Source organism: Rhodopirellula islandica (assembly GCF_001027925.1).
GTDB classification, from domain to species: domain Bacteria; phylum Planctomycetota; class Planctomycetia; order Pirellulales; family Pirellulaceae; genus Rhodopirellula; species Rhodopirellula islandica.
Window position 1 is genome coordinate 22,694 of sequence record NZ_LECT01000055.1, and the last position, 14,105, is coordinate 36,798.

A 14,105-nucleotide genomic window follows, 5' to 3' on the forward strand; every position below is an offset into this window, starting at 1 on the left:
ACTCCAGATCGACTAACCGTTCCATTCTTCAGCGAATCGACGGTGACTCCTCAGGCAGTTTCCAATCCCGTGGCGGCCAACGTTCTGGCACCGGCAGCTGGGACTCAAACGCAGGTCCCACCAGTGATGCAAATCGCTTTGAAGATTCCTCCAAACCACGGACCACATCCCGGTCTGGATCCTCAACCGACTGGGTTTCATTCGGATCCCGCTGCAAATCGAACAACTCGCCGTCCTTCCACTTCCATCGGTCCGAAACGACGGTGCTCGCATCCAACAAAATCATTCGCTCCTGCCGGGGTGCCTTCCCGGTCAACCAAGGCAACAGGTTCACGCCATCGAGCTGTCCGGGGGGCGAACCGCCCGCGGCCGCCACCATGGTCGGCCACAGGTCCACGTAGCTGGCAACCGAATCAAACTTCGCAGCCGCAGGCAAAACAGCAGGCCAACGCATCACGGCCACCACACGAACGCCGCCTTCCCACGTCGTGAACTTGTTCCCCCGAAGTGGTTCATTGCTCCCACCATGCTTGGGATCGGCGCCATTGTCACTGTGAAAGACGACCAAGGTGTTTTCTCGCATCCCATTCCGATCGATCGCATCCAAGATGCGTCCAATCTGGCGATCCATTGCGGTCGTCATCGCCGCAAACGTTTGCCGAATGGAATTGCCTTTGCCGCGATCGCCATAGTTCAATGCATTCTCCCGCTTCGCGATTTTGCGGTCGGTATTGGGAGCCAACTTTCCATCCGGATCGAAACCGTAGGCGTCAAGATCCGACCGCTTCGCCTGCAGCGGTGAATGCGGTGCGTTGAACGCCACGTAGGCATACACCGGCCCTCCGTTCGCGTTCCGATCGATGAAATCCACCACCGCGTCACCAATCAAATCCGTCGAGTAACCTTCCTCTTGGACGCTGTCGTGATCGCGATGCCAATCCAACTCGGCAAAACGTTCGCGACGGAAATAATCAATCGCACCGTTGTAGTGGCCGTAAAACTCCGTCATCCCATGGCGAAGCGGATGAAACAAAGTCGACGCCAGCCCCAAGTGCCACTTGCCAAACATCGCTCGATGCTCGTAGCCAAGCTTCGAAAGACGCTCTGGAATTGTTTCCAGCTCCGGCGGCAAGCCATGTCGCTTCGTCGGTGAGACCACACCACCCCACATTCCAAATCGAAACGGATACAAACCAGTCAGCACGCCTGCGCGAGTCGGCGAGCAAATGGGAGTCACGTAAAACCGGTTGAGAATCACCGATTCACTGGCCAGCCGATCGATGTTGGGCGTACGGATGTCGCTGCCGTGAAAGCCGACGTCATTCCACCCCAAATCATCCGCGACGATGTGAATGATGTGCGGTGATTGGATTTCGTCATTGGGCTCGGCGGACACATCCGCCCCTGCCATCAGAACGCCGAGAGTGACTGCGAGTGGACATTTCATTCGCACAACGCACGCGCATTGGTGAAAGAGATTTCGAAGTCGATTCCCCATGCCCATCCCCTCTCCCATCTTCCCAAAAAACACTTTGCTGTCCCGCCGCCAATCCTTCTCCACACCAAGATAGCAACGTCGCACCCCAAGCGGTTTCGCTCACTCAACGGACCACCCCGGTGAACCGGCGTGCCGCGTCAGGTTTCGTTGTCACCGTCAACACCGCCCAGGGTAACCAACTGACTGGGTAACCAACTGACTGGGTAACCAATTGACAGGGTAACCAATTGACAGAGCAACCAATTGACTGGGGTGCCATTGCCAAGTGATGCCTCGGCAAGTGACAACGCCACCTCGTGCCGACGAAGCGGGCGGACTGCACCACGTCTTGAATCACGGTCATCGACGAGCGGAGATCTTTCACCAGGACGCTGCTCACTACCACACCCGTGGCATGGGCCCTGTCTATCAACAACGCGACAACAGCTTTCCGATCCAGGATGACGAACACTTCTTGGTTGTCTGCCGGCATCCCGCCGAAGCCACTTCGGAAACCATGTTTGGTCACTTTCACTGACATCATCCGCCGATGCCACGGCCATCTCGAAGCCTGCGGGTGTCATCAGAAGGACACCCTGGAATGGCAACATTGCCGCAGCAACGCGCAGCCGTTAAGATTTCCAACACGCGAGTGAGTTGAGTGATATTGGTCAAACACCCCAACTCACTTGCCCCGTATCACGCGATTTCCCGAATACGACCCTACTGAGCAGGGTTGAATCTATTGTTCTGCCATTGAATCGGATCGCGTATGCTGCGACTTAAACGCTTCATTCGATTCCGACTGGCTTCGCTTCTAGCGTTAACCGCGTTTGCTGCAATCTGGATCGCGGCAACCATTCGACCGCTTGGATACCTTGCCGACGCTGAACGCATACGCAAACTTGGAGGGCGCGTTGCACTTCGTCACACCGACTTAGGCATTACCGGAGTTCCCTATCTCCTATTTTGTGGAGTCACGGATCGACGCACTGAGCTTCCCTGTATTCTGACGCTCGACGAACGATGCCCTTCATCTGCACCAGTGCTGCGGATCGCGGGACGCATCCCGACACTCACATCGCTTGACCTAACACGATCTGACGTGGACGACAATTCCTTTGCTTTACTCGCCCCGCTACGTAACGTCCAGGACATTCGTGTTCAGGGTCGTCCGCTGACCAACAAGAGTATGCTTATCGTCGGTCGATGGACCGATTTGCGTTCTGCTTCCTTTCATGGCGCCGACATCGACGATGAAGGTGTCGCTAACTTGGCCAATTGCGAACGGCTTACCGAACTCTCACTTCGCAGTACAAAACTGACCGACCGATCCGTTGGATCATTGATTTCTCTCACACGCCTCCAACGTTTAGACGTTTCTCATTGCGGATTGCCTGATGCAGCGATACAACAATTAATGTCTGCGTTATCGAACTGCGACGTAGAGACTCGTGATCCGTGGGACGTGCAGGCAGAACAATGACATGCACGGGAGCACGGCTTGCGGCGTTTTTCGCAATGGATAGTCAACCTTCCGTGCCCCGTGATGCCCGCCGTTCCCCGATCGTAAATACTGAATGTCCCGCTACACGACAATGATCACCGTCGTTGCTTGGCTGCTCACCGTGCCCACGGGGTGCGGTCCAACGGCACCGTCTGTGGCGAATGGTCCACCAGTTGTTTCATGGAACCATCTCCAAACCGAAAACTGGCGATACGAGCTTCAGGACCAGAAGCGCATCGCGAATTATTCCTTCGGCAGCAATGGGGGCGTTCTTTGGACTGAAGGCACGAAGCGCGGTGGCATTCACGAGGAGGCTGCACTTGGTGGGCAATGGTACATTGACGACGCTGGCGATCTGATCATCACCGACGAAAATCACTCGCAGTCATACCGAACGTTGCAACTTGTATCGTTGACTGTGACCGATGCGACTGTTTTGGACGCCGACACAGGCGTAACCGAACTGTATTCACGACGATACCGACCATGAAAACGGGGAACAATCCCGATCGGGATAGGGGCCCGGTTGCCCGGGACCCCTCCCACACCACCTAGCATGCGGGACCGCACTAGGCGGTTGAGCACGAGTTTCAAATCAGCGCGTCGCCGCGATGACCCAAGCCATTGGACCGACAGCTTCGCCGCTAAGAGATTGCCATACGGCAACGGCTCCTTCGCGAGATGAAGTCGATACGTGCTTGCTCGTTCCCTTCAGGCCTTCGCGTCGCCGTTGGTTTCGGCGGATCGCTACTATGCCCTCTGCTGACTTCTCTTTGCACGGGCATACGTTACCGCATTCCGCCCCGCCTTTCGGGCAAGCCCTACTCACGGGTACGCATCGAGATCTCCCCAAATAAGGGACGTCCTTGATCGCTCAAGGACACGTGATCTGTCCCCGCCCAAGTGCTTGATCTACCTACGCTCTTTCTTCCGGTTCGGCTTCTCGGTCAGCAGCCCGATCGCCTGGAGTCGTCGGCCTCGTATCAAGTTTCTGTACGTCACCTGGCGGGTCTTGGCGAGAAGATGTCCAGCGACGATTCTTTGCTGGCTTACCGATCATCTTCGCAGGCTTCCTCCCCACGGTTTGTCACCTCCCCGCAGTTGCCCTCGCCTCGTACTGTCTTTCTTCAGAGTTACATTTGGTATACTGCCTCGTCGGGAAAGAAACCGGAACTAAGTACAGCCAAGAAAAGGGGACGGGGGTCAAAAACAACGCATCACGCCAATTGACCCCCGTCCCCTTTTCCGAGTCCGAGTTCTGGCGGGATCTCGCTCATGCCAGTATTGGGACCGAAAACGGTGATCCAAAACAAGATCGATTTGCAAAATCATTGCACCGACTTGTGAACGGTTACCCCGACGCGTCAGCGAGGATTTGCTTTGGAACTGAATTTCACAACCCGACGCGTCAGCGGGCCAAGAAAAGGGGACGGGGGTCAAAAACAACGCATCACGCCAATTGACCCCCGTCCCCTTTTCCGAGTCGTCACCACCATCGCGGTCAAGTCCAAGCGGCCGCCTGCTTCAGCTAAGCAGTCTCGAAGCAACCGCCGAACTCGCGTTCGTGCATGATCCGACAGGACAGTTGAGACCAACTGTTCTTCTCTGCTGCGTTTGTACGGCAACACCACCAGGCCAATGTCCTCGACGTCGTCAGCCAGGCCTGTGGGAAAGATCGAAAACCGGGGCAACCGCTTCCAATCCATCGTCCGCCCAACGAAATGTCCTCCCCTGCCCTGCCCAATTCACAAAGTGGCTGGCACCTTACGAGTTCCCGCTGGCACCTTACGAGTTCCGACGGGCCTGGAGTCGTCGGCCTCGTATCAAGTTTCTGTACGTCACCTGGCGGGGCTTGGCGAGAAGATGTCCAGCGACGATTCTTTGCTGGCTTACCGATCATCTTCGCAGGCTTCCTCCCCACGGTTTGTCACCTCCCCGCAGTTGCTCCGGGTTGCTTGGTGAACGGCCTCGTACCGTTATTCTTCAGAGCTGCATTTGGTAGACTGACTCCTTGAAAAGAAACCGGAACGAAGTACAGGGGACTTGCCCCCCACAAGATCACGCCCATGCCGGGCGTACTGCACACAGAGCGGCGAGCCCGCGTTTTTTGATGGTTGATATTACTCTCGCCGTCCGGTGCCAGCGAACGTTACCCGACTGCAATCGCTCCAAAACCTTCCCTGTGACACACACGTCCCAACGCTTCTCGATTGTTGACCTTCTGTCGCTGGTCGCTGCTTTCTCGATCGCTTTTGCGATATTGGTGTTTCACCGTCGACGATGGGCAGCTTTTGGTGCGGATTGGACCTCAATCAACACTCTTACCGTGAACTGGTTTGGGTTCGGCATGACGCTCTGCGTTTGCAGTTTCTACCTTGGCCTTATGGTTCTCCGTCGTCGCCCTGACCGCAGATTGCTTGCCAGCTCTCCCGGACGCGCAGCGACTCTTGCGATTTGCATCGCTTCTCTGCTTGCAATGCTCACAAGCTGGGACTCGTTCTTTGCCTCAGTCTTTTCGCTACCGGTGACTCTTCTTCATCTGCCTTTCACTATCGGTGGCTCTCCTCTGGTTGCCGCCTCTGCAGGACTAACTGCTTGGATTGCGGTGTCCGTAACAAGTGACGCCCAACTGCCGCCAGATTGGCTGGATCGATCCGGAAAAATCTGCACCGTATTTTGGTTGCTGCTATCTTTCGCTCAACCTGTTTTAAACTTGGAGGTCTTGAAGGCGATCGGGTTTCCCCTTGATTGACTTCTGCCGTGCACCCGTGCCTACTCGGCTCGATGCCAGGAGTTGCTCGAGTCACTTGGGCGCGATGTGTCTGCCGCCGACGAAGAAGGAGGCGAAGTCGATCAACCGGACTTGCTGTGTGAGCACTGCGGCAGCGACCGACGGGAGCTGCTCGCTCAGACGGCGAAGCCATCTTGGAAAGAACTGATGTGGCGAGAGAGCGACAGTTGCCCGTGGTGGTATGCTGACCTGCAACGCGAATCGCATCGGAAGTTCTGGGCGGAGTCCTATGGAGAGGACTTTCACGATTGGTACCTGCAAACTCAGGTAGAAAGTGCAAAGGAGCACGAGCAAGATCGTCCACCGGCGATTCAACTGCCCTTGCCCGGCCTTGCCGCTTCCCGGCCATACCAAGAATCGTATCTGGTAGACTCTTTCTAGCGAATCAGACGCCCTGATTCGCTTCCCCGCCCAATCCAGTGCGGCGACAAAGTTCAACGCACGATCTATTCGCAAGTCAGGCGATCAGCTCAACCATCAACGTTGAGCTTTATTAACGCCTGACCAGCGGATAGATCGCAATTCGTTATCCGACTGAATCTCGCACAAAGTACATCTTAGCTAGTGAACATGGACAGTGAACGCACCGAACTGGAGGCGCGATTGCTGCGGCAGGAGCATCGCTGGGTCCCGCTTGTCTGCAACTTCCTTACACGGAAGACCAAATACCCAGACCCAAACGATCCTCGGCGTTCCGCTGTCGCGAAAGCACTTTGGCTCAACCTGCTCTTTTCACCGACGACGGTTGCTGGCGGCGGTTTTGCCATCGCGTTGATTACGGCCTACCTTCTCTTTCAACAAAACCAACTGCTTCAATCGTCGCTGTTTCCCTCGCCGAAATTTACGGCAATGATACGGCCAATGGTAAGGGCGGGTATCGCAGCACCAGAAGAATCGGCGATTGCTTCTCCGGATATCGGGATTGAAGGAAGGCTCTTGAATTCGCGTTCGCTGCAAATGACGCTGGCGCACTCTACGTCGCTACCGTCAACCTTAAGCTAGCGTATATTGATTCTGCCGGTAACGTTTTTCGCGAGTTGGTGTTCGAGGCAAAACAGGAAACGCAGTTACCAGTAGTTGCAAAATCGTCAATCGTTCCCGTCGAATTGCGGTTTACGCAATTTGGCGACATTACCTCCTCCACTGCACCGGCCCCCGTAGACAAAGGTCCCTACCGCGTTAATGCTGTATTTAGCTTTTCTGGATTGGATTCCGCCGGGGAGATCTGGTCGGCAATGCTTGATACCGATGTGATCGTTATTGATGGCGGGGAAACAGACTCTCGCGAAGCGGCATTGTATCTCAACGGTTCTGGCGACGCTCTTCGGGCTGTGTTTCATCGTGGTGCTCCTCCTGACCCGGTTGACGGCGGATAACCAGAGAATTGCACGCGAGTGGCGGTGGCGAGCGTCTCGAAGTGGATGACCAACTCCCGCCACCGCGTGATTTCCGTCGTTCGTCCTACTTATCGACTTGCTGTCCAATGACCAAGCTCTTATCCGTCATACTGATTCTGCTAATCTCTTCTGTTAATGCAGAGGATGCGGCAGTCAGCAGCGACGCATCCCTTGCACGAACAGAAGTCGCAAGGTTTCGTGTGTCGTCGTCAGGGATCGTTACCGCAAAAACCAATAAACGTTGGACCACGGGAATTACGCAAGTCCCGCTTCCTTTGTCCGAAACGGGAGAGTCTGGCTTGGTAATTTCGATGGCATTTTCTCGCGGTGGCCTGAACGCGGCCGACCTTCGCGTCGCGGCTTTGGACGCTGACGGGCAGGACTTACCTCTGCCACGACAAACAAGGGCCTCAGCAACTGGGACCGAGCATTGTGTGGTCACATTCGTTTGCCGCTTTGACCACGCCATCGAGAACATTCACTCAATTTCCATCCGCAGATGCGTAACCAAATGACGGACGAACCAAGCGATGAACCGAAGTCGCGGTAGCCGGGCGATTTCGCAACGGAAAGTCAACTCCCGCGACTCGGTTATCGCGACCGTTACGCCAAGAATTAGATGATGCGTCAGATCGCCATTCCCGCAACAATTGCCACGCTAATCGTTTGCACAGGCATGCATTCACACGCCGAGGATCAAGCCAAGGACTCTTCGGTTGAAAAACATCTTGCCAGGTTGCAATGGCTGTATTCACCCAACGACGAAGCAGATGCAGATCCTCAGCATACGAAGATCTGGCTGCGTGACGTTCATCTCGATGACGACAGTTTTTCAACGCTAAGCGGTGGATTTCTCGGGCTCGGGTCGTATGGTTCTGCTCTGTCCTACTACACCGCCAAGATCGACAAGCAACTTGACATTGATGAAGATTCGCCATCGCCGATTCAAGGAACTTCAGATACTGGAAACTACATTATCCATCGTCTTCACAAGGACGGACAGCCGAAGCGACATAGAATTGTCCTAAGAACAAAAGATGCCGATATCGTGACCGAACTTAGGGAATACCCACGCGCGACATTCACTGTCAGCTACGGGATTAGGATCGTTTGCTTCATACGTCCGCGACGATGATCGTTCATTCGCAGCTCAATCTGGCGTAACCATCGGGATAGGGGCCCGGTTGCCCGGGCCCCCACCCACACCACCTAGCACGCGGGACCGCACGAGGCAGGTCGGCAGGAGTCTTTCGGCATTTGGACTGTTTCGGTAAGCGTCGTTGCTCCCACGTACAACCGGGGCTAACGCCCAAACGGCTCACATGATTATGCCCGATCATTCCTGCCGACCTGCCGAGGAGGTCGAGCACGAGTTTCAAGTCAGCGCGTCGCCGCGATGCCCCAAGCCATTGGACCGACAGCTTCGCCGCTAAGAGATTGCCATCCGGCATCGCCTCCTTCGCGAGAGGAAGTCGAACCTTGCTTGCTCGTTCCCTTCCGGCCTTCGCCGACCACCGGGGCCGACTACGATGCCCTCTGCTGACTTCTCGCTGCACGGTCATACGTTGCCGCCTTTCGGGCAAGCCCTACTCACGGGTACGCATCGAGATCTCCCCGAAGAAGGGACGTCCTTGATCGTTCAAGAACACGTGATCTGTCCCCGCCCGAGTCCTTGATCGACATCCGCTCAGAACTCCATCAAGGCATCCGCCGGGCTTCCGGTACGGCTTCTCGATCAGCAGCCCACTGTGATCCAAGGGATCGCTCCGCGACGGGCCTGGAGTCGTCGGCCTCGTATCAAGTTTCTGTACGTCACCTGGCGGGGCCTGGCGAGAAGATGTCCAGCGACGATTCTTTGCTGGCTTACCGATCATCTTCGCAGGTTTCCTCCCCACGGTTTGTCACCTCCCCGCAGTTGCTCCGGGTTGCTTGGTGAATGGCCTCGGACTGCCTTTCTTCAGAGCTACATTTGGTAGACTGACTCCTCGAAAGAAACCGGAACGAAGTACAGGGGGACTTGCACCCCACAAGATCACGCCCATGTCGGGCGTACTGCAACGAAGTGGCGGTGGTGCGTTTCCTGGTGAGATCAATGTCGTCTCCCGCCACCCGCTGATCCCGACCGTTCTGGCACTGAAATCGTACTCGTACTCAGGGCGCAGCCCGGTACTCGTACTCCTACTCGAAACGAATCCTGATGACCGAGCCCATCTTCGACCACGACCGACTCGACGTTTACCGTCTATCGATCGACTACGTCGCATCGTCGTTTGAGATTGCACGGTCGTTGGAAGGCCCGCATCGTCACGCTCGCGACCAGTGGTTACGTGCGGCTCAATCGATCCCGCTGAATATCGCCGAAGGCAACGGAAAACTGCAGCCTCAAAGACCGCAATCGTTTTCTCGATATCGCGAGCGGTTCAACGCTCGAGTGCGCTGCAATCCAGGATGTCCTCACCGCGACCAAAGGCCTCAACTCGGATCGGAATTCGAAACTCAAGGCGATGCTCAAGCGAATCGTATCGATGTTGACCCGACTGATCGCACGTGCCGAAACTGTCGGTGAGCCCGGAGTCGAGTACGAGTACCGCTGCGCTGAGTACGAGTACGATGGCGCGGACGAGCAAGAACCATGGGATGCAACGAAGCGGCGGCAACGTCCTTCCATGACATCCAAGTCTTCTCTCGCCGCTCGCTGATCCCAAACGTTGTGTCCCTAATCGAACCGCAGCGTGCTCCAATGTCCAAGCTGATTGCGTTTTACGCACTGGTAGTCGGTCTCGTCGTTTTTAGCCAAGGTTGCACGGATACGCCGCCCGGTTCTGTCGAAGCTGAATCCAATGATGACCGCAGTATTTGTCGCGACATTCAAATTGTGTTTCCGAAGGCTGAATACAGTTACACACTCGAAGAGGCGACCAAGGGAATTTCCATTGCATATCAAATTGTCGTTCATCGTGACGTGTCAGGCATAATCCCGCTTCCGCTAGATTCGGGACATGCGATGTTACCCGGGCTCAGTGGACTCATTCCGTTCGAGGAACTCTCTGGCAATGGACAAAGTTACCGTTTAATAAATCTCGGTCTTGGAGACCTCCCCTCTACGACGCCAACCACAATTACAAGAGGCTCGTATTCGAGCACCTTTGCATGGGACGGTTGCAATTGGTCGGGCGGAGATGACTATGGCCATCCCAAAGGGGCTCCTTTTCCCGCCGGAGAATACACCCTTCGGGTCAGTTGTATCGGGCAGGAAGTACTTGAAGAGTCAAAGCTCGACTTTACGATAGAATCAAGCGTCCGCGTTCGACTCAAAGAATGAACGAACGATTGCTCGCAGGCCAGACCACAATCAAATGGAACCCGTGTACGGGACATAACCAATAAGGATTTGACTTCGCGTGGATGCGACGGTCATGCGGCCAAGGGGCCGAAAACGGGTTCGCTTTCCTGGACAACCCAACAAAGAGGCCCGCCCCTCTGATGTCCCTGCGTGGGTAACCGCACTGCAACTGTCGAGCGATAACTACCAAACGTAACTCAGCGTGCCCGAGCCGACGTGGTGGACTTGGTGCTCGTTGAACTGGAGGTTGTAGTCGGCACGGAGGGACCAGCGGTCCGTCAGTTGGCTGCTCAACCCGCCACCGGCGATGCCCCAATCACGTCCGAGATCCAAACCTTCCGATGAAAAGCCGCTGCCACCGACACCGGCAAATTGCGAATTGACCAACGTACTGCTGTCCAGAAACTCGTGCATGTAAATCGCTCGCAATTGCGGGGTGATCCGCAGACCGCGAGACGCCCAGGCGGCGAATTCCAACTCGCCGCCCAACAGACTTCGCAGTGAATGCGTGTCGTTGCCGTCGACGGTCAAGTTCATCACTCCGGCACCCGTTTCGGTGAACCCGTTCTGACGAGCGTAGACGTATTGCAGGCCCGCAAACGGACGCAGCAACACCGCATCGGACAACTGCAAGTTCAGGCCCCGTTCACCATACGCGAACGTTTGCCAGCCTTCGGTCTCGCCGTCAGCGGTTGCGGATAGGGCACCGATTTGCATGTTCCGCTCGCTGGTGATCCCGTCGAACTGGAACCCACCGATTGCGATTCCGTAGTGGTTGCCACTGGCGTGGGTCAACAACGTGCCAAAGTTGCCGCCGTTGCTCGTCCGACTTTGGTTGGTGTTGTCGGTCGTGACTTGCGACCCAACGTAACCGCCAAAGAAACCGATTCGTGTGCAATCATCGACAAACTTTTCGATCCCGAACGTGACCCCGCCCAGTCCATACTGAATCCCGTCCGCGTTGCCGTCGCCTTGTGCCGATCCGCCCAGACCATAACCCGTCGTCCATCCCAACCAAGACGGGCTGCGACGTCCACATCCGAGACTGTCACATGCGCCATCATAGGACGGGCCCGCCAATCCGCCGCCGCTTTCTTGATAGCTCACCAATGCGATCGCCGAGTCCGCCACCGGGCTGCTGCTTGGCCCCGAGATGCCAGTACGCTGCGCCGATGCAAATCCGCCGGAGCCGCCACTGAAACTGGACGCTCCGAACCCTGGGCTCATGCTGCCTCGCAGTTGCCTGCTCAGCACGCCCATCAATTGGCTGGTGCCTTGGATACCGACCTGTTGGCTGCTGCCATTGACCGAGGCGCCCAACTGCGACAAACCGTTTTGCACTTGCGCGTTCGTCATCGGACGAAATTCATCCAGCAAGTCACGGAAGTCGCCGGTGGCGCCCGCACTGTTGCGGTCGATCGCCGCAGCGACGGATCGTTGATTGCCGGTGCCGGCGACACTGGCGTAGTCGCTGCTGTTTTCAGTCAGCATGAAAAAAGCATTGTTAGCCGTGTATCCCAGCGCCGCATCAAAGAACGCCAGATTGTCGGTGATCGATCCAAAGGTTCCTGTTAACCCACCGGTCGTGGTCAAGAACGTGTACTGGGTGTTGTGGGTGTAGGTGCCCGCCGTCCCATCGACTTGCACCGTGGTGCCGACATTGCTGATGGTGGCTGCTCCCGTCACGGCAACCAAATCGTTGTCAGTGCCCGCGACGGGAGCCGCCGACGGTTGGATCTCGACCACCATCGTCGAGTTGTCTGCGGCCGTGTAGTTCCCCGTGACATTGAGTGTGCCGATGGAATTGCCGGCTGCCAATCGTCCGTTGTTGATCACGTCTCCGGTGATCGTTCCGCTACCGCCCAGTTCCGCACCCGCAGCCACGGTGGTCGCGCTGGTGGTCGAGCCATTGATGGCAAGTCGTCCGGCGGAAACCGTGGTCGTTCCCAAGTACGTGTTGACTCCGCTGAGCGTCAACGCCTCGCTGCCACTTTTTGTCAGTGAGCCGGTTCCTGAGACCACTCCGGAATAAGTGCCGTCGGCCGCTTGATTGAACTGCACTGCCGCGTCGTTGTCGATGTTGCCTTGGAGTGAAGTTGTATTGCCGATCAACTCGCCTGCCGAAACAGTCGTCCCGCCTGTGTAGGAGTTCGCACCACTGAGGGTCAACGTTCCGGCACCACTTTTGACGATGCCTCCGCCGGCATTTCCGCCGATCGTGTCGGCGATGGTCATGGCCTGCCCATTGGCCACATTGATGGTGGCTTGGACATCGTTGAGAAACATTCCCGTACCGATTCCCTGACCGGCTTGCGCAGAATACGGCCCCGCCCCGCCGCCAAGAGCGCTACCACCTGAGAATCCGGCGTTTCCTGTCCCACTGGTCTTCTCAATTTGAAGTGTTCCACCCTCGCGAACGAACACGGCACCGCCAAGGCCCGCTCCTCCACCACCACCGTAGTATCCATCGCCGCCGCCAAAGCCACCGCCGCCGTTGACGGTGTAGCCGCCTCCGCCACCTCCGCCGAAGCCGCCGTCGCCACCAACACCGCCGCTAGTTGCGCCAATGCCACCGCCACCGCCACCGAAGCTGCCGGCTGAACCATTGCTTCCTTGGTCACCCCCATTACCGCCACCCCCATTGCCACCTAGGGCACCTGTGAGGCCCGTAGCAGCTGAACCATTCCCAATATATCCGCCACCTCCACCACCGCCATCATGACTAATCAACGCGGCACCATTTCCACCGGTCGCGTTGTTACCCTGGAAGCTCACGTCTCGCAAAGTAACGTTTGCATTTTCATCAACAAACACGGCTCCACCCGCTCCCAGCCCGCCACCACCACCGTAGTATCCATCGCCGCCATTCCCGCCTTGGCCTTTGCCATTTTCGACGGTCAGGTTTTCGATGACGACGGTGCCACTTTCGACAAAGAACGGACGGTACTGACTGGCCCCGCTGAGCGTCTGACCATTGCCGTCGATGGTCAGGTTCTTGTCTAGGTTGTTAAGGTTGCCGGTCAGCGTGATGCCTGCAGTCAGACGGATCGTGTCACCCGCGACTGAGTTGGTGATCGCGGTGTTGAACTCAGCTTCGTCCGCCACATCGATCGTCCCAGCCCACGATGGCCCGACCATGGCAACACCGGCCATTAGCATCGCAGCGAGACCACGGCACGAACCTTGCCACGTCTCACCCAGCATACGACGCAGCCGAGCACGCCGTGGCGCGAGACCTGGGCTATCGAGTTGCGGACGACGAGACAAACGTGACGAGAACTTCGGCATGCTGATATTCATGTTGGGGAGTGTTGTGTTTCTGACCGGGAATCGCCGGTAGCGACTTTGGGATCAGTCCGAGGCCGAAAAACCTCGACAACCTCCGCGACGCAATCTCACTCACCCGGCATCGGCTACGCCATCAAATCAACTTAACCAGACTGATTCGAAAGACTAAGAATCACGTCTTGTGCAGCCGGACTTTGCAACGTAATCGACAGAGCTTGCCAAGACTGCCTACCTGACGGGGGAACACGCCTTGGGGCCTGCAACAAGAGCAAACAATGGGGGCAGGCCTCTTCGTTGAGCTC

12 protein-coding genes and 2 pseudogenes are annotated in these 14,105 nt (G+C 56.6%); 12 read left to right on the forward strand and 2 right to left on the reverse strand.

The genetic code is table 11. The features are described 5' to 3' along the window. Positions 1-28 precede the first annotated feature (28 nt). Positions 29-1,447 carry an arylsulfatase B gene (locus tag RISK_RS27155; protein WP_047817580.1) on the reverse strand — a complete coding sequence of 473 codons (1,419 nt, stop codon included), beginning with the start codon at positions 1,445-1,447 and terminating at the stop codon, positions 29-31. A gap of 331 nt (positions 1,448-1,778) precedes the next feature. On the opposite strand from RISK_RS27155, the gene RISK_RS27160 reads away from it, so the two are divergent. The 12 genes and pseudogenes from RISK_RS27160 to RISK_RS27210 all read left to right on the forward strand — a co-directional run bounded on the left by RISK_RS27160 (position 1,779) and on the right by RISK_RS27210 (position 10,494). Next, complete coding sequence (locus tag RISK_RS27160) at positions 1,779-2,015, forward strand: hypothetical protein (RefSeq protein ID WP_150122721.1); 237 nt, start codon at positions 1,779-1,781, stop codon at positions 2,013-2,015. Positions 2,016-2,582: 567 nt separating this feature from the next. Next, on the forward strand, positions 2,583-2,963 hold the full coding sequence (locus tag RISK_RS32025; RefSeq protein WP_150122722.1) for a hypothetical protein: 381 nt from the start codon (positions 2,583-2,585) through the stop codon (positions 2,961-2,963). Between the two features lie 94 nt (positions 2,964-3,057). Then, positions 3,058-3,474, forward strand: coding sequence for a hypothetical protein (locus RISK_RS27165; RefSeq protein ID WP_047817484.1), 417 nt, complete (start codon positions 3,058-3,060; stop codon positions 3,472-3,474). Positions 3,475-5,166: 1,692 nt separating this feature from the next. Next, positions 5,167-5,736: a hypothetical protein gene (locus tag RISK_RS27175; protein ID WP_150122724.1), complete on the forward strand. Its 570-nt coding sequence runs from the start codon at positions 5,167-5,169 to the stop codon at positions 5,734-5,736. Positions 5,737-5,778: 42 nt separating this feature from the next. Continuing rightward, positions 5,779-6,156, forward strand: a complete 378-nt coding sequence (locus RISK_RS27180) for a hypothetical protein (RefSeq protein ID WP_047817487.1) — start codon at positions 5,779-5,781, stop codon at positions 6,154-6,156. A gap of 189 nt (positions 6,157-6,345) precedes the next feature. Further along, on the forward strand, positions 6,346-6,777 hold the full coding sequence (locus RISK_RS27185; protein WP_047817488.1) for a hypothetical protein: 432 nt from the start codon (positions 6,346-6,348) through the stop codon (positions 6,775-6,777). Positions 6,778-6,815: 38 nt separating this feature from the next. After that, positions 6,816-7,151, forward strand: coding sequence for a hypothetical protein (locus RISK_RS27190; protein ID WP_150122725.1), 336 nt, complete (start codon positions 6,816-6,818; stop codon positions 7,149-7,151). A 640-nt stretch (positions 7,152-7,791) separates the two neighbouring features. Then, positions 7,792-8,307, forward strand: coding sequence for a hypothetical protein (locus RISK_RS27200; RefSeq protein ID WP_150122726.1), 516 nt, complete (start codon positions 7,792-7,794; stop codon positions 8,305-8,307). Positions 8,308-9,369: 1,062 nt separating this feature from the next. Further along, positions 9,370-9,489 (forward strand): annotated as a pseudogene (locus RISK_RS33425) (four helix bundle protein); the annotation flags it as partial. 91 nt (positions 9,490-9,580) lie between these two features. Beyond that, positions 9,581-9,661, forward strand: a pseudogene (locus RISK_RS33430) (four helix bundle protein); the annotation flags it as partial. A gap of 36 nt (positions 9,662-9,697) precedes the next feature. After that, positions 9,698-9,871, forward strand: a complete 174-nt coding sequence (locus tag RISK_RS33305; RefSeq protein WP_236696790.1) for a hypothetical protein — start codon at positions 9,698-9,700, stop codon at positions 9,869-9,871. Further along, entirely contained in the window at positions 9,805-10,494 is a 690-nt protein-coding gene (locus tag RISK_RS27210; RefSeq protein WP_261340237.1) for a hypothetical protein, read from the forward strand. Before RISK_RS33305 ends, RISK_RS27210 begins: the two co-directional genes overlap by 67 nt. A 204-nt stretch (positions 10,495-10,698) precedes the next feature. Here RISK_RS27210 and RISK_RS32395 read toward each other — a convergent pair whose 3' ends face one another. Next, positions 10,699-13,803: an autotransporter outer membrane beta-barrel domain-containing protein gene (locus RISK_RS32395; protein WP_160311513.1), complete on the reverse strand. Its 3,105-nt coding sequence runs from the start codon at positions 13,801-13,803 to the stop codon at positions 10,699-10,701. Between the last annotated feature and the right edge of the window lie 302 nt (positions 13,804-14,105).

Excerpts from the sequence above, each read along its gene's own strand:
- RISK_RS27155 (WP_047817580.1), bottom strand. The coding sequence starts at position 1,447 with ATGAAATGTCCACTCGCAGTCACTCTCGGCGTTCTGATGGCAGGGGCG.
- RISK_RS27165 (WP_047817484.1), top strand. The coding sequence starts at position 3,058 with ATGTCCCGCTACACGACAATGATCACCGTCGTTGCTTGGCTGCTCACC.
- RISK_RS27185 (WP_047817488.1), top strand. The coding sequence starts at position 6,346 with ATGGACAGTGAACGCACCGAACTGGAGGCGCGATTGCTGCGGCAGGAG.
- RISK_RS27200 (WP_150122726.1), top strand. The coding sequence starts at position 7,792 with ATGATGCGTCAGATCGCCATTCCCGCAACAATTGCCACGCTAATCGTT.
- RISK_RS33305 (WP_236696790.1), top strand. The coding sequence starts at position 9,698 with ATGTTGACCCGACTGATCGCACGTGCCGAAACTGTCGGTGAGCCCGGA.
- RISK_RS27210 (WP_261340237.1), top strand. The coding sequence starts at position 9,805 with ATGGGATGCAACGAAGCGGCGGCAACGTCCTTCCATGACATCCAAGTC.
- RISK_RS32395 (WP_160311513.1), bottom strand. The coding sequence starts at position 13,803 with ATGCCGAAGTTCTCGTCACGTTTGTCTCGTCGTCCGCAACTCGATAGC.